This window comes from Brevibacillus sp. Leaf182, assembly GCF_001423865.2.
Classification (GTDB): domain Bacteria; phylum Bacillota; class Bacilli; order Brevibacillales; family Brevibacillaceae; genus Brevibacillus; species Brevibacillus brevis_C.
In genome coordinates, this window is the sequence record NZ_LMPN02000024.1 from 244768 (window position 1) to 268346 (window position 23579).

Annotated in this window: 22 protein-coding genes; 6 read left to right on the forward strand and 16 right to left on the reverse strand. The window is 49.0% G+C overall.

Going from position 1 to position 23579, the window contains the following annotated elements; genetic code table 11:
* Positions 1–30 precede the first annotated feature (30 nt).
* Positions 31–537 (reverse strand): hypothetical protein, encoded by a 507-nt coding sequence (locus ASG16_RS17435; protein WP_241970778.1) that lies wholly within the window; start codon positions 535–537, stop codon positions 31–33.
* An 87-nt stretch (positions 538–624) separates the two neighbouring features.
* On the opposite strand from ASG16_RS17435, the gene ASG16_RS17440 reads away from it, so the two are divergent.
* Entirely contained in the window at positions 625–1149 is a 525-nt protein-coding gene (locus ASG16_RS17440; protein WP_241970779.1) for a LysR family transcriptional regulator substrate-binding protein, read from the forward strand.
* A 24-nt stretch (positions 1150–1173) separates the two neighbouring features.
* On the opposite strand, the gene ASG16_RS17445 is transcribed toward ASG16_RS17440, so the two are convergent.
* Positions 1174–1950: a GNAT family N-acetyltransferase gene (locus ASG16_RS17445; protein WP_056489649.1), complete on the reverse strand. Its 777-nt coding sequence runs from the start codon at positions 1948–1950 to the stop codon at positions 1174–1176.
* A 29-nt stretch (positions 1951–1979) separates the two neighbouring features.
* Positions 1980–3407, reverse strand: coding sequence for an aminotransferase-like domain-containing protein (locus tag ASG16_RS17450; RefSeq protein ID WP_056489651.1), 1428 nt, complete (start codon positions 3405–3407; stop codon positions 1980–1982).
* A 164-nt stretch (positions 3408–3571) separates the two neighbouring features.
* On the opposite strand from ASG16_RS17450, the gene ASG16_RS17455 reads away from it, so the two are divergent.
* Positions 3572–4474 carry a DMT family transporter gene (locus ASG16_RS17455; protein ID WP_056489652.1) on the forward strand — a complete coding sequence of 301 codons (903 nt, stop codon included), beginning with the start codon at positions 3572–3574 and terminating at the stop codon, positions 4472–4474.
* Here the strand turns inward: ASG16_RS17455 and ASG16_RS17460 are convergent.
* A complete protein-coding gene (locus ASG16_RS17460; protein ID WP_056489654.1) occupies positions 4439–5293 on the reverse strand; it encodes an alpha/beta fold hydrolase in 855 nt (284 codons plus the stop codon). The two genes, ASG16_RS17455 and ASG16_RS17460, sit on opposite strands and share 36 nt — an antisense overlap.
* Positions 5294–5347: 54 nt before the next feature.
* On the opposite strand from ASG16_RS17460, the gene ASG16_RS17465 reads away from it, so the two are divergent.
* Positions 5348–6274, forward strand: a complete 927-nt coding sequence (locus ASG16_RS17465; RefSeq protein WP_056489656.1) for a helix-turn-helix transcriptional regulator — start codon at positions 5348–5350, stop codon at positions 6272–6274.
* 92 nt (positions 6275–6366) lie between these two features.
* On the opposite strand, the gene ASG16_RS17470 is transcribed toward ASG16_RS17465, so the two are convergent.
* From ASG16_RS17470 to ASG16_RS17485, 4 genes are all read right to left on the reverse strand, one after another.
* The gene (locus ASG16_RS17470; protein WP_056489659.1) at positions 6367–7449 is read right to left on the reverse strand and encodes a glycoside hydrolase family 15 protein; all 1083 of its coding nucleotides are present in this window, start codon (positions 7447–7449) and stop codon (positions 6367–6369) included.
* A 166-nt stretch (positions 7450–7615) separates the two neighbouring features.
* Positions 7616–8440, reverse strand: coding sequence for an inositol monophosphatase family protein (locus ASG16_RS17475; RefSeq protein WP_056489660.1), 825 nt, complete (start codon positions 8438–8440; stop codon positions 7616–7618).
* 285 nt (positions 8441–8725) lie between these two features.
* Positions 8726–8938, reverse strand: a complete 213-nt coding sequence (locus ASG16_RS17480) for a CstA-like transporter-associated (seleno)protein (protein WP_017250626.1) — start codon at positions 8936–8938, stop codon at positions 8726–8728.
* On the reverse strand, positions 8935–11025 hold the full coding sequence (locus ASG16_RS17485) for a carbon starvation CstA family protein (RefSeq protein ID WP_056489662.1): 2091 nt from the start codon (positions 11023–11025) through the stop codon (positions 8935–8937). Before ASG16_RS17485 ends, ASG16_RS17480 begins: the two co-directional genes overlap by 4 nt.
* Positions 11026–11282: 257 nt before the next feature.
* Here ASG16_RS17485 and ASG16_RS17490 point away from each other — a divergent pair, with 257 nt between their 5' ends.
* Complete coding sequence (locus tag ASG16_RS17490; RefSeq protein ID WP_048034151.1) at positions 11283–11768, forward strand: hypothetical protein; 486 nt, start codon at positions 11283–11285, stop codon at positions 11766–11768.
* Positions 11769–11828: 60 nt separating this feature from the next.
* Here the strand turns inward: ASG16_RS17490 and ASG16_RS17495 are convergent, their stop codons facing one another.
* The 6 genes from ASG16_RS17495 to trxA form a co-directional block, all read right to left on the reverse strand.
* Entirely contained in the window at positions 11829–12611 is a 783-nt protein-coding gene (locus ASG16_RS17495) for a LytR/AlgR family response regulator transcription factor (protein WP_056489664.1), read from the reverse strand.
* Complete coding sequence (locus ASG16_RS17500; RefSeq protein ID WP_056489667.1) at positions 12586–14313, reverse strand: sensor histidine kinase; 1728 nt, start codon at positions 14311–14313, stop codon at positions 12586–12588. The genes ASG16_RS17495 and ASG16_RS17500 overlap by 26 nt, the downstream gene beginning before the upstream one ends.
* A 160-nt stretch (positions 14314–14473) precedes the next feature.
* Entirely contained in the window at positions 14474–15301 is an 828-nt protein-coding gene (locus ASG16_RS17505) for a GNAT family N-acetyltransferase (protein ID WP_056489669.1), read from the reverse strand.
* 42 nt (positions 15302–15343) lie between these two features.
* Entirely contained in the window at positions 15344–15952 is a 609-nt protein-coding gene (locus tag ASG16_RS17510) for an RNA polymerase sigma factor (RefSeq protein WP_056489671.1), read from the reverse strand.
* A 169-nt stretch (positions 15953–16121) separates the two neighbouring features.
* Positions 16122–17213 (reverse strand): 4-hydroxyphenylpyruvate dioxygenase, encoded by a 1092-nt coding sequence (gene hppD / locus ASG16_RS17515; protein ID WP_056489673.1) that lies wholly within the window; start codon positions 17211–17213, stop codon positions 16122–16124.
* Positions 17214–17438: 225 nt separating this feature from the next.
* Positions 17439–17756 carry a thioredoxin gene (gene trxA / locus ASG16_RS17520; RefSeq protein ID WP_048034157.1) on the reverse strand — a complete coding sequence of 106 codons (318 nt, stop codon included), beginning with the start codon at positions 17754–17756 and terminating at the stop codon, positions 17439–17441.
* A gap of 289 nt (positions 17757–18045) precedes the next feature.
* On the opposite strand from trxA, the gene ASG16_RS17525 reads away from it, so the two are divergent.
* The gene (locus tag ASG16_RS17525; RefSeq protein ID WP_056489675.1) at positions 18046–18450 is read left to right on the forward strand and encodes an RrF2 family transcriptional regulator; all 405 of its coding nucleotides are present in this window, start codon (positions 18046–18048) and stop codon (positions 18448–18450) included.
* A gap of 89 nt (positions 18451–18539) precedes the next feature.
* Positions 18540–19220: a class I SAM-dependent methyltransferase gene (locus tag ASG16_RS17530; protein ID WP_056489677.1), complete on the forward strand. Its 681-nt coding sequence runs from the start codon at positions 18540–18542 to the stop codon at positions 19218–19220.
* 664 nt (positions 19221–19884) lie between these two features.
* On the opposite strand, the gene ASG16_RS17540 is transcribed toward ASG16_RS17530, so the two are convergent.
* On the reverse strand, positions 19885–21909 hold the full coding sequence (locus tag ASG16_RS17540) for a sigma-70 family RNA polymerase sigma factor (RefSeq protein ID WP_056489679.1): 2025 nt from the start codon (positions 21907–21909) through the stop codon (positions 19885–19887).
* A 152-nt stretch (positions 21910–22061) separates the two neighbouring features.
* Positions 22062–23480: a hypothetical protein gene (locus ASG16_RS17545; protein WP_056489681.1), complete on the reverse strand. Its 1419-nt coding sequence runs from the start codon at positions 23478–23480 to the stop codon at positions 22062–22064.
* Between the last annotated feature and the right edge of the window lie 99 nt (positions 23481–23579).

Here is a 23579-nt window from a genome sequence, read left to right on the forward strand (position 1 = left end):
AGTGCCTTAAGAAATATTAAACTAATGGTATCAATCGTTGTCAGCAATAAGAAAGACCAGGAAGACCATCTTCCTGGCTAGTACCGAATGCAGAGCTTGCCGCCAACACGAGAAACATGCATGCGACCAAAGGAGCGGCACAGCGGGATGTCCTGCCCTCTCCACCCACATCTCATAATGAGTCGGAGAAAGCAAATGCTCCTGCACTTGCTTAGGCAGTCCGTTCGCTTGCCGCTGGGACACAATCCACGCCGCTATCTTTTCGGCTTCTTCACGCCTGCCCGTTTTCACGTAATACCAGCCCAACCACGCAGATAACAACAGCCACTGCCCCCCGCCGTAATACGTATCAGCCGGGTAGCGATGCACGCCGTGTCCTGCGCACAGTTCCTCTTCTATGACCTGCACGGTTCGGAGCATAAGCGGATCATTTACCTCGACGATCCCATACGGCAGTGCCAGCCAGAGCAGACTTGCATCCACAGAATGATCCCGACGGATTTTATCAATCGCCCGTTGGCTGTACCATGCTCGCATATGAATTGGCGAATGGTCTCTCCTTGCTGAGTCGCCTCCCGCTTTTTACCCGGACTTTTGGGCAGCTTTCGCAAGCGGTTTCCGGCCGTGGACATCCTGCTTTTGGAAGGTGATAGCGATGAAATTAGCAACTGGCTGCACAGCTCGGTTGTCGACATTGCTTTTACCGTTATGCCTGATAAGGAAATGCAAACGTTACCGCTCTTGCAAGACGAAATGATGGTCATTTTGCCAGATACCCATCCATTGAAGGACAGTCAGACCCTTCGTTTTTCCGAAATCGCGGAGCGTTGTTTTATCATGCCAAAGGATGGCTGTATCCGAAAAATGCTGCAAGAGAATCACATCACCCCAACGGTTACGTTTGAAGTGCGTGAGGTGTATACGATTCTGACCATGGTGCAGGAGTATATCGGCGTCACCATCATGCCTGAACTGTACATGCCGCCTGTCATCCCCAAAGTCGTAGCGATCCCTCTGTCGCCCCCGATTACAAGGGAAGTGGTGCTCGCAGTGCGCAATTGGCAGTCGATCTCCCCACTCACGGCAGAGTTCGCCGTTCACAGCCAGCAATATGTAAAAGGTATAGACTTCACGCCAACGAGCAAGTAGCCACACGAACAAAGCCCTCGCCTATTAGGATTGGCGGGGCTTTTGATGTGCGAGAAGCTCTGTTAGCCATTTTTCAAATTTGTTGGCACTCATGATTTCATGGGTAATAAATTCACCCTGATAAAACAAGCCAAAGGTCGTCCATATGACAGGCGCGTTCCGTGCTGCTTCCCTCGTTGTCAGCCTATACGCATGAAAGGGGACACTTTTCGCTTCCGCTACTTTTCTCAGCTCTTCCAAAACACCAACAGCAAATGGACACTGCGCTGTGTAATAAATGGTGACGCCTTTCTCCATTGGAGAAGTCGTCCCTGTTTTCTTAAAGGACGGCATAGCAGCTTGCTCATTCCATTTCCATGCCACTAATTGAAAATACGGTTCTGCCTGGTCTGCCAACTCAAACCCCATATGTTCAAAAAAACGCCTCTCACTCAAATACGGGTACTTGTTTTTCCCAACGATATGAACGATTCCGTCCATACCACGTTTGATCGCATCTTCCTTGCAATGATGCAACAATTGTTTCGCATACCCGCTCTCTTTATATCTGCCAGACACCCACAAGCAGTTGATATACATATAATTGGGTGCTTCAATTGGAACCCATGCCATTTCCGCAGGCAAGTACTCAATAAACACTTTTGCCCGCTCATCCAAGCGATAAAAAACCAATCCTTCATCCATTCGCTCTGTCAGCCACTTCTTCTTCTCGGCTACTGCATGTTCGTATTGTTTTGCACCTAATGCACAGCATATGTGCTCCGTTTCTATATTCTTTTTCGTTATTTCTAAATACCCCATTTTCCTCCATCCCCACCTTTCCTCTGCTTTTATCTACGATCGCGGACGATTTGACCCAGTCTTTCGATGCCAGATTCAAAATCGGCGATCGACGAGTACCCATATGACAGCCGCACATATCCTTCTTGCGTCTCCCCGTAAATCTTGCCCGGATTCAGCAGAATACCCTGGCGTTTGGCTGCTGTAAAGAGCTCCATCATCGAGAGATCTCCTTTCATTTTCAGCCAAATGAAAAATCCTCCGGCAGGCACTTCCCACGTCGCGAGTTCACTCATGTGCTTCGTAAGTGCCCGGATCGCAGCCGATCGTCTCGTAACCAACTGCTCTCTGACCTTGTCCATATGACTCTCATACAAGCCACTCGACAGCCACTCCTCCGCCACACGTTGTGATAACGAGCTAACCCCGTAATCCGTCTGCATCTTGATATCCGCCAGGCGTTCGATTACTGGCTCAGGCCCCACTACCCATCCAATCCGTAAACCGGGGGTCAGTGTCTTGGACAGGCTCCCGATGTACAGAACATGTCCGTGTTTATCTCTTGCCTTGAGCGGCAGCGGTGGAGGCTCTTTCGTCCACAGCTCCCGGTAAATGTCATCCTCGATAACCGGCAGGCGCTCTTCTTCACATACCCGTAGCAGCTCCAGCCGACGTTTTTCTGTCATCAGGATGCCTGTTGGATTATGAAAGCAAGGATTGGTGTACAGAATCGCCCCATGCTCCTCTTTTCGCCTCTCATAGATCGCCTGTGCAATCATTCCCTGACGATCCATCGGCAATCCCGCAAGCTCCATCCCCGCCGACTGGAACACATGCAAAGAATTGAGATACGAAGGCTGTTCCAAAAACACGGTTGAACCTCGATGCAATAGCCCAACCGAAATTAATTGGAGTGCCTGCAATGCACCAGACACGATTAAGACAGAAGATGGCGAGGTTGTAATTCCGTGTCGTCCGACATAATCACTTACCGCTTGGCGCAGAGGGAGGTATCCTCTCGGCTCTTCATATCCAAATCCGCTTAGGTTCCTCGTCACCCGCTCCATGACTTGCTTCATCGCTTCGACTGGAAACATGTCTGGGGAGAGCTCTCCCTTGCTCAACTGTATCAGTTCGGTCTGGAATTCACGCTTGTTGATTTCTTGAACCGCCGTCATGCTTGGCTTGTGCAATCCGGATCTGACGTACTCACTCCAATCCGGAGGTGCTGTCGTAGCCAGCAGCGTCCAGGTGTTATTGACGACGACAGTGCCCATCCCCAGCTTTCCCTCAATCAATCCGTCTGCGGTCAACTCCTCCAATGCCGCAATGACCGTGCTCCGATTGACTTCGAACGATTGTGCCAATTCGCGTTGGCTGGGGATTTTGCTGCCAATCGGCCATTCTCCGCTCGAAATTTTTCCTTTGATAAAATCAATAATTTTCCGATATTTCGGCAACCGTTTCTCTCTGTACAACCTGATCGATCCCCTTCGTCTTCCTCATCTTTCTAGGTAAAAGTGGTTGGTTTTTTTGATAGCCGAGTGGTTGCAGATATTTTACCATTTCCTGATTACCATGGAAAAGACAGAAGAAGTAATGAATAGCTGGTTGGTTTTTCATTCAAAGGAGGGAAGTTATCTTGTTTCATCATGTCAGGAGTCGTATTTTCGCTGCCCATGCTATCAGCATTTTGTTATGGGCCTCGGCCTTTGCCGGTATTCGCGTTGGGCTGCAAGCCTACTCGCCGGAGCATCTCTCGCTGCTTCGCTTTCTGATTGGCTCTCTTTTTCTCGGGATACTCGCACTCTTTTTCCGCACCCGTCTGCCGGAGTTAAAGGACGTCCCAGCGATCCTTATGCTTGGAGGCTTGGGTTTTGCCGTTTACCATACAGCGCTCAACTACGGGGAGATGACTGTAAGTGCAGGTGTAGCCAGCCTTTTGGTCACGACGACGCCGATCTTTTCCGCTCTCCTCGCTCTCCTATTTTTCCGGGAGCATTTCGGTGTGAGAGGCTGGTTAGGTGCACTGATCAGTTTTCTCGGAGTCACCATCTGCACGATTGGTACAGGAGAGACCCTGTCTATATCAGACGGAATATTCTTGATTTTATTAGCAGCCATTAGCGAAAGCATTTACTTTGCGTTTCAGAAGCCATTCGTAGAAAAATACGGCGTTTTCGCATTTACCGCCTACACCTTATGGGCAGGTACCTTATGTATGCTCTTCTTTTTGCCCGGGCTTGGCACAGCGATAGCCCAAGCGCCATGGGATGTGACACTCAGTGTTGTGTATTTGGGGATTTTCCCTAGCGTTGTTGCTTATTTGTCCCTCGCCTATGTGACTTCTGTCGTGGGCACCTCGGAGGCTACTACCTCCCTTTATATGACGCCAGTGCTCGCTTTTTTGATTGCCTGGGTGTGGCTGGGTGAAGGTCCTACGCTTGTGACGATGGCTGGTGGCGTTGTGACGCTTGTCGGTGTCCTGCTTGCAACGATGAAGCCTCGGTTATCCAGAAGGACCGTCAGGCACCAAGGCTTTTAGAAACGCCAGTATTTCCATGCTTGTCGCTAGCGGAGCATCGATCGGCATCAAGTGCTTGGAGCCTGGAATGACTACCGTCTTGCTTTGCGGATGCCTCGTAACCTTTTGAATGAGCGAGAGCTTTACATCGAGCTTGGGCTCAGTCTCCGCCGGGAGAAACAGGACCGGGCATCTCATTTGTGCGTAGGCATCTTCATAGTGCAGATCACAGACTGTCTCCATGATTTGAAGGTTAATGGCAGTGGGTATCTGATACGTGATCAGACCATCAGACAGAGGGTAGATCGTCACATGCTGAAACCATTTTTCGTAATACGGGTCCCATGGCTGCCAATGCTGCCTCGCGTATGGCGCAAACTCTTCTCGATGCTGAAAACTTGGTACTGCACGCTTGCGATACTGCTCCAAAATTTCAGCTTTTGATCCTTCCCTCTCGCCATTTGGGCCCACAAAATCAATCATGCCTGAATCCAGATTGATCAGTGATCGCACACGGTCAGGGTATATTGCTGCAAAAAAGGTGGCGAAATCTCCGCCGAGAGAATTGCCAATCAAATGCGCTCTATCTACCCCAGCATGATCGAGAACTGCCCGTATATCCTCACATTGCGTACTGATATCGTAGCCAGTAGCAGCATGCTCTGATTGGCCATGCCCACGCAGATCCATACAAATGATGTGGAAATCCTCTGAAAAATAAGGTAACATGTCGTTCCAGATAGATGAGGTCCCGCCTTGGGGGTGCAAAAACAAAATCGTTTCACCCTTTCGTGCACCTTCCCATACATGTAACCTTGTCCCCTGCTGATAAACTGTCATTGACTTCACTTTGACTCATCCCTTCATTCGTTTTAGCTAAAGCGAGGAATACGTATGAACCGAACAGGTCGTTTACTAGAACTGCTTGCGCTTTTCCACACTGGAAAAACCTTTACCGTAGGTGATTTAGCCAATACGTTGTCTGTGTCCAAACGAACGATGCTGCGTGACTTGCACTTGCTCAGCGAGGCTGGTGCGCCCTTGCAAGCTTCCCCCGGTCCTGGCGGTGGTTACAGACTAATTCGATCCCATCAGCTAACGCCCCTGGCCCTCACGACAGAGGAAGCCGTTGCTCTGATTTTGTCGTATGAAGCCCTTCTCTCCTACACGGACAAGCCATTTGCAAAAGAAACCTTGTCTGTGATCGCCAAGCTGCTTGCGAGTCTTCCAACAGACGCTTTGGCTAGGGTAGAGCAGTTGCGCAAAAAACTGCGGGTGACGAACCCGAGCAGAAGTGTGGAGGCTCCGTTTTTGCGACCGCTCCTGGATGCTGCTCTATCTCAACAAGCTGTGGAGATTACGTACGACTCCCTGAACCGACGAAGCACCCGTACCATTCAACCCGATTATTTGTACGCCTTCGATGGCTACTGGTACTGCAAATGCTTTTGCTTTCTCAGGCAATGCACGATCAAGCTGCGCGTTGACCGCATCCAAGCCATGACGATTGTAGATGCCCCATCTGTCGTGCCTGATCCGCATGTCTCGCAGCATGAAGAACCAGAGCAGCTTCCCCTGCGAATTCGTTTGACGAGAAAAGGCTGCAAGCTAGCCGAAAGCCACCATCAATTCGGCAATCAGATTACGCTTCTGGCAGATGGCTCTGGCTTCATTACTGATACCATCGTTCCCTCCGACATAGATTGGGTAGCCCGGTTTGTACTTGGTATAGGAAGGGAAGCGACAGTAGAGGAGCCTGCCGAGCTAATCGACTGGCTGCATGAAGAGCTTCATGCTCTGTGTCACTTTTATCCCGGTTGAACACCACTCTGTTCGGTCCTGGGATGAGCATAGCAACAAATGGTGTCAATAGATGTCAGTAATAAGAAAAGCCAGGAAGACCCTCTTCCTGGCTAGTGCCAAATGCCGAGCTCTGCCGCCAACACGAGAAACATCGCATGCGACCAAAGGAGCGGCACAGCAGGATGGCCTGCCCTCTCCACCCACATCTCATAATGAGCGAAAGAAAGCAAATGCTCCTGCACTTGTTCAGGCAGTCCGCTCGCTTGGCGCTGGGACACAATCCACACTGCTATCTTTTCAGCTTCTTCACGCTTGCCCGTTTTCACGTAATACCAGCCCAACCACGCGGATAGCAGCAGCCACTGCCCTCCGCCGTAATACGTATCGGCTGGATAGCGATGCACCCCGTTTCCTGCACGCAGCTCCTCTTCTATGGCCTGCACGGTTCGGATCATCAGTGGATCATCGACGTCGAAGATCCCATAGGGCAGTGCCAGCCAGAGCATACTTGCATCTACAGAATGGTCCCCGATGGATTTTATCAATCGCCCGTTGGCTATGCCATGCTCGTGTATGAACTGGCGAATGGTCTCTCCTTCTTGAGCGAGTTCGAAAGCTCGGTCGGACAAATAAGGCTCCATCGCCTTGATCCCGGCATAAATGGCTCCTAGTGTCACCGGGTGGATTCGGTCTCCTCCCTCTTCCCAGCAATCAAAGTTCGGGAGCTGCCAGCACGCCATTACATAGTCAATCGTCAGTTCAATAGATGGCTTCAGCTTGTGAATCAAGTCATGCTCCCCACTCATCCGCACATGCTCAGCCAGCCCCCACAGCCATGTCCCGTAGCCATCGAGCTGAAAGCTGCCCCATTCTCCTGCTACTTCTTCTCCGTCCGCTGTATAGCGCGTATGCAAAAAGCGGTCGATCCCCGCATCATTTTTATCGAATCCTTTTTTTACTGCCGAAATGGCTGCTCTTGCCTTTGCCTCATGCTTTCGGATCACATTATCGCACCATTGGTAAAACTTGCGGGCGCTCTCATGATTACCCGTACGGTTCATCGCGTAGGCCGTAAATGTTCCATCGCGGAGCCACGCATACTGATAGTGGACAAATACGGGTGAAGCGAGATACGCCCCCGTACTCGCTTGATGCTGAAGGATCAGCTTTATACTTTCCTCGATCAGGGTCATGGTTATCCCCCTTTATTCGGACAAGCCGACTTCGTAATAAATACAGTCGCTGCTCGTCTTCCGACTATGCTTTTATAACATATGCAACCGCCGTCCTAATGGAAACCAATCTGCCTAGCAAAAGAAAACCCACTGGATACGTATGTCCAGCGGGTTCTTGTGACACTTAATTTTGTGAAGGTATATCCGTATGTTCGGATTTCAGGTAATGTTGCAGTTCCTCATAAAAAGTCGGGTTGCAAGCCATCACGCTGCTTTTTTGGTCGTACGGTAGTGGTGTCCCCGTCATGGTCGTCACCCGGCCGCCCGCTTCCTCTACAATAATGCGAGCTGCCCCGAAATCCCACGCATTGAGCTGCATACTGACGTAGCCATCCAGTCTTCCCGCAGCCACATACGCCATCTCCAGAGCAGCGCTTCCTAAAAGGCGCATTCCGCGAACCTTCCCAGCCAGCTTTTTCACGATCAAGTCGATGCCGATTTGCTCAGCACGCTTGTTCCAAAATACGCTCGTGCATAATAAAGCTTGCTCCAGGCTCACTGCCCGATTCACCTGCAAGGGACGATCATTGAGAAAAGCCCCTTCTCCTTTTACCGCATAAAACAACTCGTCTCTGGAAGGATCGTAAACCGCTCCGACCATTCCCTCTCCCTTATGGTAAACGGCAATGGAAACGGAAAAATTGATTTGCTGATGCACAAAATTGGTCGTGCCATCAATCGGGTCAATGACCCAGAGCGTGTCGTACTGCTTGTAATCCTCCGCATGTGCACTCTCTTCTCCAAGAATGCCGTGATCAGGGAAGCGTGCAAGAATCATCTGAATGACGTGATTCTCTACTTCTTTATCTACGGCTGTAACAAGATCGGAGGCTGATGTTTTATACTCGACGGTAAAAGGCTCCTTCATTCGCTTCAGACTCAGCTCACCCGCTGAACGGGCGCATTGCAAAGCGAGCTCCTTGAGAGCCGCCAGTGTTGATGCTTGCACACGTATCGCCACCTAAAACTTGACTTATTTTTTCGCAAAGCACGCCCTTTTCTTCTAGAAAGAGAGGCTTCGACGTTTTATTTGAAAATGATGAGACAGCTCGTGCTAAAAAACGGTCATGCTATATGATTTAGTGTACCATACTTTACCTGCTGTTACACCACACGTTAGCCATGGGGAGTGTGCCTGAAATATCGTTGCTGCACCCAGCTCCCGAATGATTGAAAAAGGGTATCTCCCTCGGCATTTTCTGACCGGGGAGACACCCTTTTTTACATGACCACTTTAGCAGCAGCGCGTTACGCCGCCTTTTTCAAATCGTTCGGTCAATGCGTACATGTAGTACTCACGCTCTGTCATCGGAAAGATACCCGGTGCCCCATGTGTCTCATACCAATGAGCGAGATAGCGATCATAGTCTGGCATTCCGAAAATCGTTTTAATAGCAGAGCTCACTTTGCGCATTGCCTTTCGCATGGCTCTCAGCTTGCGCCTCATGCTACATGATGTCCTTTCCCGTCAAATACATTTCCTTTGGACTTGATGTACGGCGACTCCTGCAACGGATAATGCTTGCCGCGGAGAATATTGATCCATACCCGCGCACCGTCGAGAATGATCCCAATCGTAATGACCATGAAGATTGCACATACCACAGCATCGATCTGGTCGTTGAAGATCATTTTTTGAGCAGCTTCCACTGTTTTTACTCCTTTTGGCAGCGTACCGGCATCCAGTGCCTTTTGGAATGATTCTGCATGCGAGAGGAACCCGATTTTTGGATCAGGATGGAACAGCTTTTGCCAGCCCGCTGTCAGCGTAGCCGTCGTCAGCCAAGCCATCGGTACGAGTGTGATCCAGGAGTAAGCAGCTTTGCCCATTTTGAAAATAATCGTCGTCCCCACTGTAAACGCAATCGCGGCGAGCATCTGGTTGGCGATACCAAAGAGTGGCCACAGAGTGTAAATGCCTCCCAACGGGTCCATGACACCTTGGAGCAGGAAGTATCCCCATCCGATGGTAATGATCCCAGAACCAATCAGATTACCTGGTAGCCAGTTGACTTCCTTCATTTTCGGAATGACGTTGCCGAGCATGTCTTGTACCATAAATCGTCCGACACGCGTTCCCGCATCGATCGTCGTCAAAATAAAGACAGCCTCAAACAAGATCGCAAAGTGATACCAGAATGCCATTAATGCCTTGCCACCGAGCACACCCGAGAAAATCGTCGCCATCCCGATTGCCAGTGACGGCGCTCCGCCTGTTCGGGAAAGGATTGTCTTTTCCTGAATGTCGTTGGCGAGCGTCGTTAATTGGTCAGGGGTTACGGTATAGCCCCAGCCCGTTATCGTCGTCGCAACCTGGACTGCATCCACGCCAATTGCTGCGGCAGGTGAGTTGATCGCAAAATAGACACCGGGGGTCAACACGCACGCTGCAATCATCGCCATAACCGCGACGCCAGACTCCATCAGCATCCCGCCATAACCGATCAATGGCGCATGCGATTCCTTCGCGATCATCTTCGGCGTCGTTCCGGATGATACGAGTGAATGGAATCCTGATACGGCTCCGCACGCGATGGTAATAAACAAGAAGGGAAACAGATTTCCTGCAAAAACTGGGCCAGTTCCATCAATGAACTTCGTCAGTGCTGGCATTTGCAATGGCAGCAGTGTCAGCACAATTCCCACCGCTAATACCGCAATCGTCCCTACTTTCAAGAACGAGCTGAGATAATCGCGCGGTGCCAATAGCAGCCACACAGGCAAAACAGAGGCAATAAATCCGTACACAATGATCATCCAGGCAAGCTGGACTTTGGAAAACGTGAAGGCTGGCCCCCATGTTGGCGATGCAGCAACGATTTGACCGAGCCAGAGGGAAAAGAACAAGAGAGCAAGCCCGATAATCGAGCCTTCCAATACCTGCCCGGGTCGTATATACCGCATGTACAATCCCATCAAAATCGCGATAGGCAGGGTCATGAATATCGTGAAGGTCGCCCACGGTGATTCAGCAAGAGCGTTTACAACCACCATCGCCAAAACAGCAATCAGGATAATCATAATGGCAATAATACCAATCAAAGCGAGTGCTCCGCCAACAGGACCGATCTCTTCTTTGGCAATTTGACCAAGGCTTTTTCCGTTGCGACGCATCGATCCGAACAGAATAATGAAGTCCTGCACCGCCCCACCGATCACGACCCCGACGATAATCCAGATCGTTCCCGGCAAATATCCCATTTGCGCAGCCAACGTAGGACCTACGAGTGGGCCTGCTCCTGCAATCGCAGCGAAATGGTGCCCAAACAACACCCATTTGTTCGTGGGCACGAAGTCTTTGCCGTCGTTGTTCACTTCTGCCGGAGTAGCGCGATTGTCATCGAGTGACATTAGTTTTTTGGCTATGAATTTGCTGTAAAAACGATAAGCTACAGCATAAGTGCAAAATGCGGCTGTCAGTAACCAGAACGAGTTGACTGATTCCCCTTGCCAGAGGGCTATCATCCCGAACCCGACAGCACCCAATGCGGCTATCCCGCCCCAAATCAAGAGGGAAAGAAACCATTTCTTCATCCGAGTCGCCTCCTCCTATTTATCAAATATTCAGGCAATGAACCTTAGAAAAACGTATCACATCGGACAGCTTGCCAACATAAAAAATGGCTGAACCGTACAAAAACAGGCACAAGCTGCACCATCCTCGCTTGAGTGTAAGCGCGTTCAATTTTGGGACGTAGAAAGTCTCCGCCCCGAGTCTGATACAAACTCCCCCACAATATGTTAAAGTTATACATAAATTGGTATGGAAATCAAAAAGGAGAATACGCACTATGCGACGAATCGGGGGTTACATCATTATCGGAATCGGAGCGATTTTTGTTCTGGCTACTTACCTGAACGTACCGCTCGCAATGGACTTGCTATGGCCAGTCTTCCTTCTCATCCCAGGAATCGGGTTTCATATTTTCTTTTTTATGAACCCAAAGCCGAATCGCGCTGGATTGCTCGTGCCAGGCGGGATCTTGCTCGTATATGCCCCACTCTTCTTTTTCAGCCAGCTATTTTTTCACGGGGATATGAGCACGACGTGGCCCTTCTTCCTGATCGGTCCTGCCGTGGGGCTTACTGAGCTGTACATATTCGGCAATCGCAAACCCGCTCTCTTGATCCCCATTGGCATCCTCACCGTTCTCGCTATCGTATTTTTGATCGCGAATCTGGCGTCCACCCAAGTAGGCGGCATCCTCGGCTTGATCCTGATCGTATTGGGCGGGATCATGGTGACACGTAAGAAAAACGATGACTATCCCGTGTAGGCAGTCAAAAAAAACAGACCAATCCTCCCCCAAACGGGACGCAGGATTGGTCTGTTTCCTTTAAAACCCCAGTCGTTTCTTCAATTCCTTCACGACATTGCGGCTGACAGGCACTTCTGTTTTGCGATGATCCTGCATGACGAGATGAATCGAGCCTTTGAACCAAGGGACCAGCTCTGCCGTTTTGGATAAATTGACAATAAAAGCGCGATGCGTCCGAAAAAACTGCTGACGGGACAGTCTGCTCTCCAGCTCCTGCAACGTAAAGGTGGTCGCATATTGCTCACCTGCTGTATAAATGCTCGCATACCTTCCTTCCAAGGTAGCATAGACGATTTCGTTTGGATCAATCAGCATGATCTTGCCGTTTTTCTCCACCGGGACACGACGCGGCTGAGTATCGACCAGCACATTTTGCAGAAGGGACTGTAGCCTTTCCTCCAGTAGAGGTGACGTGTCCAATGCAGGCTCACTTTTCCTCCTCATTCTTCGTACCCGATTCATCGTCTTTTCCAGACGCATTTCACTGAACGGCTTGACGATATAATCGACGGCTTCGGCCTCAAATGCTCGAACCGCATGAAATTCATACGCACTTGCGAAGATGATGACAGGTGGATTGACCATGGATTCCAGAAGCTCCTGCCCCACATCGACGCCATCCCTGTCCTGCAAATGGATGTCCAAAAAGACCGCATCCGGCTCTATTTGAAGCACCGCTTCCAACGCCTCTTCCCCGCTGCCCGCCTCTCCTACTACGGACACCTCCGAAAACTGCTCCAGCAAATACCGCAGTTCTTCTCTGGCAGGCGTCTCATCATCGACGATGAACACTTTGAGCACTGACGTTCACCCCTATCGGTAATTGTATGGTGCATGTTGTGCCGCTTCCGCTTTTGCTCTCGATCACGATTCCATACGGTTCTCCGTAGATCGACTGGAGACGGCTTTTTACATTGGCAAGACCGATTCCGGATAATTGCCGCCCTGCACTCTTCTCATCTAGGGCTGGCTCGAATGGGTCCACTTTCATTCCCACTCCATTATCTGCCACTGTCAGTTCGACGGTTTGCTTTTCTTTGCGGCGCGCACGAATCACGACGGTTCCCCCTTCGCGCTTGGGCAACAGCCCGTGCTTGACCGCATTTTCTACCAGCGGCTGCAAAATCAGTCCTGGCACAGTAAACCGCTCTACCCCATTCTCAATGTCGTACTCTACATGGAGCTTGTCCCCGAACCTCGCACGTTCGATAGCCAAATACGCTTCGATATGCTCCAGCTCACGCGCCAGACTGACATATCCGCCAGAGTCATGCAAATTACGCCGGAAGTACTCCCCCAAATGAATCAACAGTTCGCGCGCCTGTTCGGGCCGGAAGCGAATAAAGGAGACGATCGTATTGAGCGCATTAAACAAGAAATGAGGATTGATCTGCGCATGCAAGGCTCTGATTTCTGCATCTGCCAACAGACGGGACTGCTTCTCTAGCTCAGCTAGTTCGAGCTGACTCGATATCAGGTTCCCCAATCCGCGTACGAGTTCCAAGTCCACCGCCGATAGTTTGCGTGAGCGATCCTGATACAGCTTGAGCACGCCCGCCACTTCACGTCTTCGCATCAGGGGGACAAGGATCGCATAGCGCAAGGAACAATTCGTCTCCCTGCATCCAATCTCTTCCTTCGTCTGGGCAATCTTTACTTCTTTTGTTGATAAAACTTCACGGGTCGCCTTGGTCGTTATGCCTTCTCCCACTACGTGATGGGACGAGCCTGCGCCAACATGTGCAAGTACAGAGCGCGTATCGGTAATCGCTACCGCTGCTACACGCGTCGTCCGCAATATTTCCTCCGCTACCTTATGGGCAGAGTCATACGTCAGTCCTTGACGCAAGTAAGACAATGTTTTGTCCGCTACTTGCAGCGTTCGCTGGGCTTGGAGCGCACCAATCCGATCCTCTTCCTTTTTGGCCAAATCAATAATAATGATCAAAATCGCAATTCCGACCGAGTTGACGATAGACATCGGTACACTTATGGCCTGCACCAATGCCAAAGCGTCAGCGTAAGGACGTGCGATGAGCAAAACAATTCCCATTTGCAGCCACTCCGCCAAGAAACCGACGACGAGTGCTGTCGTCCACCCGATTTTTTTGCTGCGGTTACGGCGGAACTGATAAATTAATCCCGCAAACAAGCCCTCACTTATCGTCGAGATGGCACAAGCCACGTCCGTAAAGCCCCCCAATGAATAACGATGAATCCCCGCAATCAGTCCCGTCATCAGCCCTACCCATGGACCAGCCAGCAAGCCTGCCACGACAGTCCCAATCACGCGTGAATTCGCAATCGCATCCTGATACCAGATGCCATTATATGTACCCAGGATGGAAATAGCAGAAAAAATGACGACCATCAGTGCTTTTTCTCGCCACGTTGCTTGCTGGTTCAATATGCTGCGGAATGCACGTACACGCGTAAACAGCAAGGCCACCACGATCAAAACAGCCGTCCGCTCCGTCAACGGAACCATTAATGCCATGTTCATTGGTTTATCCCTCTCAATCGCTGCCCGATGGTTCAATCTCGTTTCTGTAACTAATCAAAATATTCACTTTTCATACCGTATTTCCCTCTTGCTTCTCTTCCTTTCCTAGTAAAAAAGGGTGCCGAAGTGATTTCGACAACCCATGGATACCCGTATCGTTTTAGTATTCGAACTCCAGTATTTTACACTTTTCCTTGGGCTCAAACCCTAGCTTTGTCCCCAGACGTACCGACTCCTCGTTAGTTTCCAGCGTGGTCCAGTGCGGTGTCAGCCCATGTTCCATGCAATGCTCCAGGTACGCCACGCAAGCAAGCGTAGCAAAGCCCTTGTTCATGTCGGCTTCATCGTACGTTTCCACGCTAATTTCATGATCAAGCTCATGGACACAGCAAGACAGGCAAGCACTCACAATCGTATTTCCTTTACATACGCAAAATCCTACACCCCACTGCAAAAAATCATCCACTGAATGATAGAATTCCTCTACAACCTCGATCAGGGTGTTGTCAGGGTCGTCTTCAATGACACCTGCATCGATTCTTTTCAACGTGTATCCTTCAGGCAGAGGGCGATAGCTGATCTTTCGCGCGTGGAATTGCTCGGGATTGAACTGATAGTAATACTCCCAATCCGTTTCTATCTCTCGATGCGAGATAGCTTTGGTCACTGCCTTTTCCCACGCTTCATCTGGCACAACTGCCAGAAAATGAGTGCCCCCGCATGATTCGGTCGTATATCTGCGTAATTCCCCCTCGATAAAGGCACCCAGATCGGCTGTGAACGCTTCATTGGCAGCATCCCCTACGAAAATACTGATCACGCCGGTTTGATCGACCAATGCTGTCCGGGGCTGCTCCACATCATCTACGTAAATCGCTCCTCGATTTGTCCCATTGATAATTGCATGGATGGTCAAATCGTTCACGTTATCAGGTGACAGCAACGTCCTGATTTTTGCATAATCATTTGGTTCCAATCGATGAATCATCGCAATTTCGTCCCTTTCTCTCTCTTTTGGACATCTGTGTACTTATGCGGCTGACAGCGGAGCGAAGTCATCCAGATTCAGACTCAGCTTCCGCACAATAGTCGGGTCATCGTCCACGTTCCTTTCCTGGGAGGATTCCAGCTCTTCTGCAAGCAGCACGCGAGCCCGGTGCAGCCGGGATTTCACTGTGCCTTCCGGGACACCTACTCGCAAGGCGACTTGCTTGATCGGCAAATCCTCGTAATAGTGAAGCCACACGACGATGCGCAGCTCATGCTCCAGCTTCCATACTGCCTCTGTTAGTTCAATGGCTTCGTAGGGAGCTTGTACCGATTTTTCCTCGATTTGCAGCAGAGACAGCTCTACGGTTGGACTTCGTTTCTTTTTTCGCTGCCATTGTCTGCATTCGTTTATCAGAATTTGGATCATCCATGTTTTGAAATAAGCAGGCTCTCGCAGCGTTCGGATGGCTCTGAATGCTTTCATTACCGTATCCTGCACCACATCGGCACAATCCTCGTCCCGCCCGACATAGGTTCGTGCCAAACCATACAAGGTACGCTCGTACAATTGAATGACTCTAGCAAAAGCTTCTACGCTGCCGCCCTGTGCTAGCTGAATGTCCTGCTGAACTTCCCACTTGATGCTCACATTGCATAACCCTCCTTTTATCTCCAATTTTTGGTTCCTATTAGTATAGATGATAGAGGCAGGTCAATGGTTCATGAGAATTTATTTTTCTGCTTCGCAAATAGAAAAAGACCATCCCTTCAGCGTTTTCAGCCTGAGATGGTCTTGTCATGCTCGTTACATCAATGAATTACAGATTACCTCTGCGCTCCTGCTCGCGCTCCAGCGCCTCGAACAGTGCCTTGAAGTTGCCATTCCCGAAGCCGCGTGCTCCTTTGCGCTGGATAATCTCGATAAACAGCGTTGGACGGTCTACAATCGGCTTGCTGAACAGTTGCAAGAGATAGCCTTCGTCGTCTCTGTCAACCAAGACACCCAGCTTTCTCAGCGCCTCAATGTCTTCATCAATTTCTCCTACACGCTCTTTCAAATCTTCGTAGTACGCATCTGGCACCATGAGGAAATCTACACCGTTATCACGCAGCTTCGATACAGTGTCGATGATGTCGTTGGTCAGGATCGCAATATGCTGCACACCTGGCCCTTTGTAGAACTCCAAAAACTCCTGAATCTGCGACTTGCGGCGTCCTTCTGCTGGCTCATTAATCGGGAACTTGATGCGTCCTGTTCCACTTTGCATCACTTTGGACATGAGCGCAGAATACTCCGTCGAGATATCGTCCTCACTGAAATTTTGTACGGCTGTAAAGCCCATGACCTTTTGATAGTATTCTACCCACTCATCCATGACCTCAACGTTACCAACGATGTGGTCGATGCCGATGATACCTGTACTCTCACTTTTGACTGGAGATTGGTAAGCTTTAAAGCCTGGGAAGAATGGTCCGTTGTAATTTTTTCGTTCAATAAAGGAATGAATGTTTTCGCCGTACGTACCGATAATCGCTTTTTTGACCGTCCCGAATTCATCGGTATACTCAGTCGGTTCCATGATCGGAATGGCTCCGCGAGAAACGGCCTCCCGGTAAGCCTGCTCACAATCCTCTACACGCAGGGCAACGTCTTTGACTCCGTCCCCATGCTTTTTCACAAAATCCGCAATCGGGCTGTCGGGCGTAAGCGCCCCACTGATCACGAACGTCATATGCTTCTGCTTCAAAACGTAAGAAACCTTTTCCCGAGAGCCTGTCTCCAAACCTGCATAGGCTACTGCTTCAAATCCAAACGCATTTGTGAAATAGTGCATAGCTTGTTTGGCGTTCCCTGTATAAAACTCCAGATAGTCCCAGTCCTGAATCGGGAAAAAATCGGTATTGCTCATTGCCTACCCCTCCGCTTTCCTGTTCAATTATTGACATTATTTTGTGAATTGGGATTATTTTGTCGTTATCTTGAATGTACATTGGAAGCGCTTCCTCATGCAAGAACACGGAACAACGCGAAAACGCTCAAACGCTTTCATTTATTAAAGTACGCATGCGAGTAACAACTGGATACCAAAAAGCCACCGATCAAGTTGACCGATGGCTTTCGCTGCGTTTTCCTACTACTTATGTTTGAAAACAAATTGTTTCAGTTCCGCTAGAGGGGCCGCTCCTACGACTTTGTCGATCAATTCCCCGTTTTTGAGCAAAATGGTCGTTGGCAAACTCATAATGCCATACTGATTGGCAATCTCCGTTTGTTCATCGACATTGACCTTTAGGACTCGCACTTCGCTGCTATGCTCCCCATCAAACGATTCGAGTATCGGCCCAAAAAAGCGGCATGGCCCGCACCAAGGCGCCCAAAAATTGACGAGGGTATAGCCTTCGCTTTTTACATCTTGTTGAAACGTAGTATCTGTCGTGTGGCAAATGCTCATTTGTATTTTCCTCCCCTTTTTATGTTGAACAGTTAATCAAAACGACCATTACAGACCTTTAATATCCTCAATGAGGACAAAAAATAACTCGCTGTACTTGGATCATTTCAAATAACTTGTTCATAGACTTATTGTATCTATAATATCCTTTAAAGATTTTTTGTGTCAAGTTGCACCATCCTAAAATGGTCATCGAAAGTGCAGATGCCAGCATGAATCACTCTTCCCCTTGATCATGCTTCGCATTCACTTTATGATGGATGTATTAAGTCCATGATTGAGGTGTCTTATGAAGTATTCACAGGCAACAGACTATGCCCTCCATGCGATGCTCTATCTGGTGGCAGAAGCGCCTGATAAACCCGTTAGTGTTCAGCTTTTGGCAGAGAAGCTAGGCGTTTCACAAACGTACCTGTCCAAAATGCTGACGAAACTGGTCAAGGCTGGGTTGATCCACTCTGTCTCTGGCGCAAATGGCGGATACAAACTCAAACGCAACCAGGATGATATATCGTTTCTGGATGTTATCCAAGCCATTGAAGGGACAACCTCCTTGTTTGAATGCAGCTTCCATCATGATAGTGCGTGTCTGATTCAACAGGTTGTGGCTGACGCCGAGCAGCAAATGATGCAAACGCTGAAGAACAAAAAAATTGCTGACTTGGTCGCACATATCCCCAACCGTTTGACGTAAAACGACTTCCTTGAAAAGCTCCGGCCACCTCGACCGGAGTTTTTCTTCATAACGGTATTGCTCAATCGATGAGAAGGGCGTGAACAAGGATGAGCCAATGGACGGAACAAGCCGCCAAGCAATGGGATCAATTTGCAGAAGACTGGCGAAAACGAAGTGAGCATATGTGGGAAAAAGGCAGCCGCAGCACCATCCTCCCCTATTTTATGAAGCATGTACCTGTCGGATCGGGACCTGTTCTCGATGCAGGCTGTGGTGACGGCTATGCCAGTTGCAAGCTCGCAGAGCACGGCTATCAGGTGGAGGGCATCGACATTGCCGGGGAAATGATCCGCCTCGCTCATGACCGGGTCATTTCCTTCCCAGGCTCTGTTCATTTTCAGACAGGAGACATCAGCGAGCTTCCTTTTGCCGATGATTCATTCTCCGGAGTGCTTTCCATTAATGTTGTGGAATTCACGCCGTCTCCGCTCAAGGCACTCTTGGAGCTTCACCGCGTGCTCGCTCCCGAAGGAATTCTCGTCTTGGGAATCCTCGGTCCTACAGCTGGCCCCCGTGCACATAGCTATCGCAGACTATACGAAGAGACGACGATCCAAAATACGATGATGCCCTGGGAAGCCAAGCAGTTGGCAAGCGAAAATGGCTTCACACTTCTGGGAGAAGAGCCCGTCTACAAAGAAGGAATTACGCCAGATATCGCGGGCCGCCTAAGCGTAGAGCTGCGGGAGGCTGTCAGTTTTTTGACCTTGTTTGCTTTGCGGAAATAGATCAGAATGCTTTCAACTTTAGTTAAGTATGCCAGTCACACCCTATGAGAGGGAAAACCGGCAATTTTTTATGATCAATCACATCGAACAGTGTCCCGCTAGTCTAGGCTTTGCTATTCCATAACTGGGCAGTTTACTAACCAATATTTCGTTGTTAAAATGGTCGTGCTAATAAAAATTATTTATTTTTCATTCTTTTTTATTATTTCTACTACAACTTTGTGCGACACACATCTTGGAAGGTGAGAATCATTATCGACAAATGCAATTTTACAATTGTTGCCCCTATCATTTGCTTTCATTGTGGGAATGGGAACTTTCACAAAACGGATAATAAACACCAAATATACAAAGATCTCATCAATAATGAAGTCATTGAGATACCGGTAAAGCGTCAACGGTATCGATGCACTGTTTGTGGTACTAAAGAATGGGACGTTGTATTGGGAGCATCAACGTATTTGAAAAAAACGAGAATACTACTCTCCTTTGAAAAGCGCAACATATGATTCCAAAGTTCATGTGCCATTGCGAAATGATCCACCAACTATAGTTAAGAAGCCACTTCCCTGAAGCTTACAGGGAAACGGCTGGGTTCTTTTACAGCCATAGCCCGAGGCGCCTAATGTCATTTTGATTAGTTCGGATATAGATGGATATTCTATCAAATCAACTCTCCGGTCCGGGCGTCTATCCACTGCATCTCTCTCTGACTGTATCGATGAACTTGCCGATACACGAGACGGTAGCGATGATTTTTGCCCCGACCGGAATAATCGGTCTGCCATTCCAGCTTCAAATCGAGCACTTCCCGATAAATTTGGAGCGCCTTTCTTTCGTCTATAAGTGGAGTCGTCTCGACTGTCTCCAACTGAGTCGTATTGATGAACGAGCTGTCCATACCTTCAAGTAGCCCCGTCGTTTTATTGACGACAATTCGGAGGGACTCTCTTCTGAGCCACACCCCCTGTACTCCGATGCGGAACTCGAACAGCTCCTGATCAGTTTCCCCCTCTTCCTCCTGATGTCGAAGCCATAAATACGGTTCCAACTCAGGTCGCGTACGCGCTACGAATTGGAGTGCAATGTCCAGACACTCATTCCGGGATAAACGTTTTTCCCCTGGCGGACAGTCCTCGAAACGGGAAAACGAAACCAACGCACCCGTCCTTTTATGAATCATCACTTTAACGGTACCCGCGGATCTTGTCCGGAAAAAAGTGCGAAACGAACGGTCTTCAGAATCAGTAGACTGCCAATCCCGCCGACGCCAAACAAAAGAGGAAATCTCCTCATCGATGTCCGCGTTCCTCAATAGCTGATACAGTTTTGAATCCATTCCAAGTAAAGCTTGAACCTCTTCCAACGTACGAACTGCCGCAGCCTTTGGACGTAGTGGAACTGGCAACCATACAGCTTGCTCTTCCCATTCCACCGCTTCCTCGCTCAACTTGGCAACCTCCTTCTCGTCCGCCGGATAGCTCCTCCAACAATTGTCCAGCTCATACACAAGCCGTATCTCATCCTGCGCTCCATTCAAAACTGCTTTTGGTACATAAGTAAGTTGCAGATCTACCTTTACGGTTTTCTCTATGTGTTGCAAAATCTGCTCCTTCTCCATCAATTTCTCCGGGATCTTCGGCTTTTTCTGCTTACCAAAATAATGGAAGCCACTAACCATACCACTCTGGTGCACTGTTACGCGAAAACCTGACGATGGCAGTGGCAAATCCATCACAATCTGCTCATAGAAGAAAATCGTCCCGGATTCAATTGTTTTCATACGCGTCAAGGAAAATTGTTTCAGCGCGGTCGGATAATGGATAAGGACGAACTCCTCGCCGTGAAGTCGCAATTCCTCTTGTGTGAGCACGGGTAAATCACGGGCAGCTTCCGCCACGTCAATCGTATATTCGAGCAACTCCTCTTGACTGCCAAATACCAAAGACATGCCTGTATCTTTACCTGATTCTCCCCATACAGGATCAGCGCCTTGTTTTGTCCATAAGAACGTCGCTCTTCCTGCTTCCCGTTTGTCTTCCTGGTAGTCTGCAATGGTAAGCTCATACGTTTGTGGGATATCAATTCTTGCTTCTGCCAGCTCCTTTAAGGTAACAAGCCTTTGCTGCAATCGATCTTGTTCAGATACGGTGGCAGATTCGGATCGAGTGGCTTCTTCTGTGAACGAGTAGTTTTTGCGCAATGCTTTCAACCCCCTATGCAAAATGGTTTTGATTGTACCGGAGGGCATGCGCAGCAAGTTTGCAATCTCCTCAATCGTCATATCTTGCCAATACTTGAATGCAATCACTTGTCTTTGTCTTGACTCTAGCTGATCGACAGCAGCAAGCAGGTCGATCCGATCGTCATGCTCCGTGACAGAAACCTGCTGTAGCTCGTCGACGTAACGCTCATCTACCACAAGTCGTTGACGCTTGTTCAGCGCTGTCATCGCGCAGTTTATGACAATACGGATCAGCCAAGTCGTGAAAAATTGTGGCTGCTTCAGCTTAGGCAACCCGACCAACGCTCTATATATCGCCTCATGGACAACATCCTCTGCATCCATTTCTTGTCGAACATAATAATAGGCGATCCGGTATAAGCGATCCTGTTGTTCTTCTATCAATGAAAGAAAAGCCGCGCGATTTCCCGCCTGAGCCTCCCGAACTCGCTCAAATTGATTCATGCTGTGTCCCCTCCTTTGTACATTCGTTAGACCAGCGAGTGTGCCATACGGTTTCATGTTTCTTCGTCTTTTTCTGAAGGATGATAAAAATAAAAAAACCGTACGAAGGTCACTTTATACAGTGTCCTTCGCACGGCTCACAATTCCATATGTTAGCGGTACTGAACATTATTCAGTTGCATCCACATCAATTTACTGTCAATCAACAAGGCAAGCGTCATCTCATCCATCCCGTGCAGTTGACGATACAAGCGCTGGGTTTCGACCAAGTCATTGTAGGTCAAGAACGGATAGTCCGGTCTGCCGAATGTCCCGTCCGGAAAATAAGCGTAATGCAAATCGCCATTTCCGAGAATCCACTGCGATCCGAGGTTTACCACACCGTAGAGCATGATGTCAGCTAAGTCTTTGTCTACCCGGTCCCCGAATTGCAGGTAGCTTTTGTAGAGAAAATTGATTTCTGCCAACTGATGATTCAAAGAAACATGTGTCTGAATCATTGGATTCGTTGCTGTCGCGTAGTCAGAAACCAGCCACCCTTGCTGTACACCAGCGATGACAAAACGGTTCATGGCTGCGTGATTGTGAAAGTAAGCAGCATATTTTTTCGCCGATTGGCAAAAGTCATTTTCTTGATACTGATCACAGCCTCGCAGCATCAGATCAGCCGCTCCTGTGTTGAATCTCGTATCGTAAAAGCCCTCTGGTATCCCGTAATCGTCGCTTAGCCACAAGGAGCGCGGCTGTGTCTTCCAGTACCCCTCAGGCTCCTGCTGTTTCAGGCTCGCTTTCAACATCACATAGCCCATATCCCGGGCAGCCTTGCTTCCACCTGTATATAAAAAGGAGCGAAGGACATAATTTTCAGGAATCCGCCAAAAAGAGGACTCCGAAGTCGGCTCGTACGTTGAAGGGCTTTGATAGTAATACCCATCGTACAGCCATTTTGCCTTTTCCGTTACGTCCAAGTTAAGCCAAACGCTGTCAATCGATTGTTCTCCCCAAGGAACGAGCGGATCTCTCGAATCGAGTGCCCACATTTCGCTGATAAAGCCTGCTTTCATCGGCAGCTTTACCACCAGCTCGACACCAGATGTCGTCTGTTTTACTTCGATTGGCAGCGCCAATGCCGGCTTTTCCTCAATCGTGGCTCTGCCTTTATCCACGTAGGTAATCGGCTTACCTAACCAAATATACCTGCCCTCCGTCTCTACAAAACCAGAGGCAAGCGGAAGGGTCTGGACCTGATCAAGCGTGACGACCTTCCAATACGGTTTCTTCGACTCATCATAGGCTCGATAGCGAAACATCATGTTCTGACTGTTGCCCTGAATCGGGATGGTGAAAACGTATGGCATCATATTGCGCTGACCTGTCAGTTTATGCGCCCAATACGTGACACCATCTGGGAAACGAAATTCTTGTTTTTGGTGAATCGCACCATTCAGGTGGTCAACATTCTCTGTTTCTGTTGGTTTTTTCCATTCGTTTGCAGAAAGATTGCTCGGAAAGAAACTACTTACGGCGATGGCCGTCATCAAAAGGAGCATTCTGCTGATTTTTCTGACCATGTCATCCCCCTATTCTATTAAAGGAGAACCGAAAGTCCTACTTTAAAATGAATATTTCGTAGCGATTATTATTTTTATAATAATCTGATAAATTAATCA

Bases quoted from the DNA above. Each gene is read 5' to 3' on its own strand.
- ASG16_RS17460 (WP_056489654.1), bottom strand. From the start codon at position 5,293: ATGACAGTTTATCAGCAGGGGACAAGGTTACATGTATGGGAAGGTGCA.
- trxA (WP_048034157.1), bottom strand. From the start codon at position 17,756: ATGAGCATTTGCCACACGACAGATACTACGTTTCAACAAGATGTAAAA.
- ASG16_RS17525 (WP_056489675.1), top strand. From the start codon at position 18,046: ATGAAGTATTCACAGGCAACAGACTATGCCCTCCATGCGATGCTCTAT.
- ASG16_RS17470 (WP_056489659.1), bottom strand. From the start codon at position 7,449: ATGACCCTGATCGAGGAAAGTATAAAGCTGATCCTTCAGCATCAAGCG.
- ASG16_RS17490 (WP_048034151.1), top strand. From the start codon at position 11,283: ATGCGACGAATCGGGGGTTACATCATTATCGGAATCGGAGCGATTTTT.
- ASG16_RS17505 (WP_056489669.1), bottom strand. From the start codon at position 15,301: ATGATTCATCGATTGGAACCAAATGATTATGCAAAAATCAGGACGTTG.
- ASG16_RS17465 (WP_056489656.1), top strand. From the start codon at position 5,348: ATGAACCGAACAGGTCGTTTACTAGAACTGCTTGCGCTTTTCCACACT.
- hppD (WP_056489673.1), bottom strand. From the start codon at position 17,213: ATGAGCAATACCGATTTTTTCCCGATTCAGGACTGGGACTATCTGGAG.
- ASG16_RS17500 (WP_056489667.1), bottom strand. From the start codon at position 14,313: ATGAACATGGCATTAATGGTTCCGTTGACGGAGCGGACGGCTGTTTTG.
- ASG16_RS17485 (WP_056489662.1), bottom strand. From the start codon at position 11,025: ATGAAGAAATGGTTTCTTTCCCTCTTGATTTGGGGCGGGATAGCCGCA.
- ASG16_RS17540 (WP_056489679.1), bottom strand. From the start codon at position 21,909: ATGAATCAATTTGAGCGAGTTCGGGAGGCTCAGGCGGGAAATCGCGCG.
- ASG16_RS17435 (WP_241970778.1), bottom strand. From the start codon at position 537: ATGCGAGCATGGTACAGCCAACGGGCGATTGATAAAATCCGTCGGGAT.
- ASG16_RS17545 (WP_056489681.1), bottom strand. From the start codon at position 23,480: ATGGTCAGAAAAATCAGCAGAATGCTCCTTTTGATGACGGCCATCGCC.
- ASG16_RS17480 (WP_017250626.1), bottom strand. From the start codon at position 8,938: ATGAGGCGCAAGCTGAGAGCCATGCGAAAGGCAATGCGCAAAGTGAGC.
- ASG16_RS17530 (WP_056489677.1), top strand. From the start codon at position 18,540: ATGAGCCAATGGACGGAACAAGCCGCCAAGCAATGGGATCAATTTGCA.
- ASG16_RS17445 (WP_056489649.1), bottom strand. From the start codon at position 1,950: ATGGGGTATTTAGAAATAACGAAAAAGAATATAGAAACGGAGCACATA.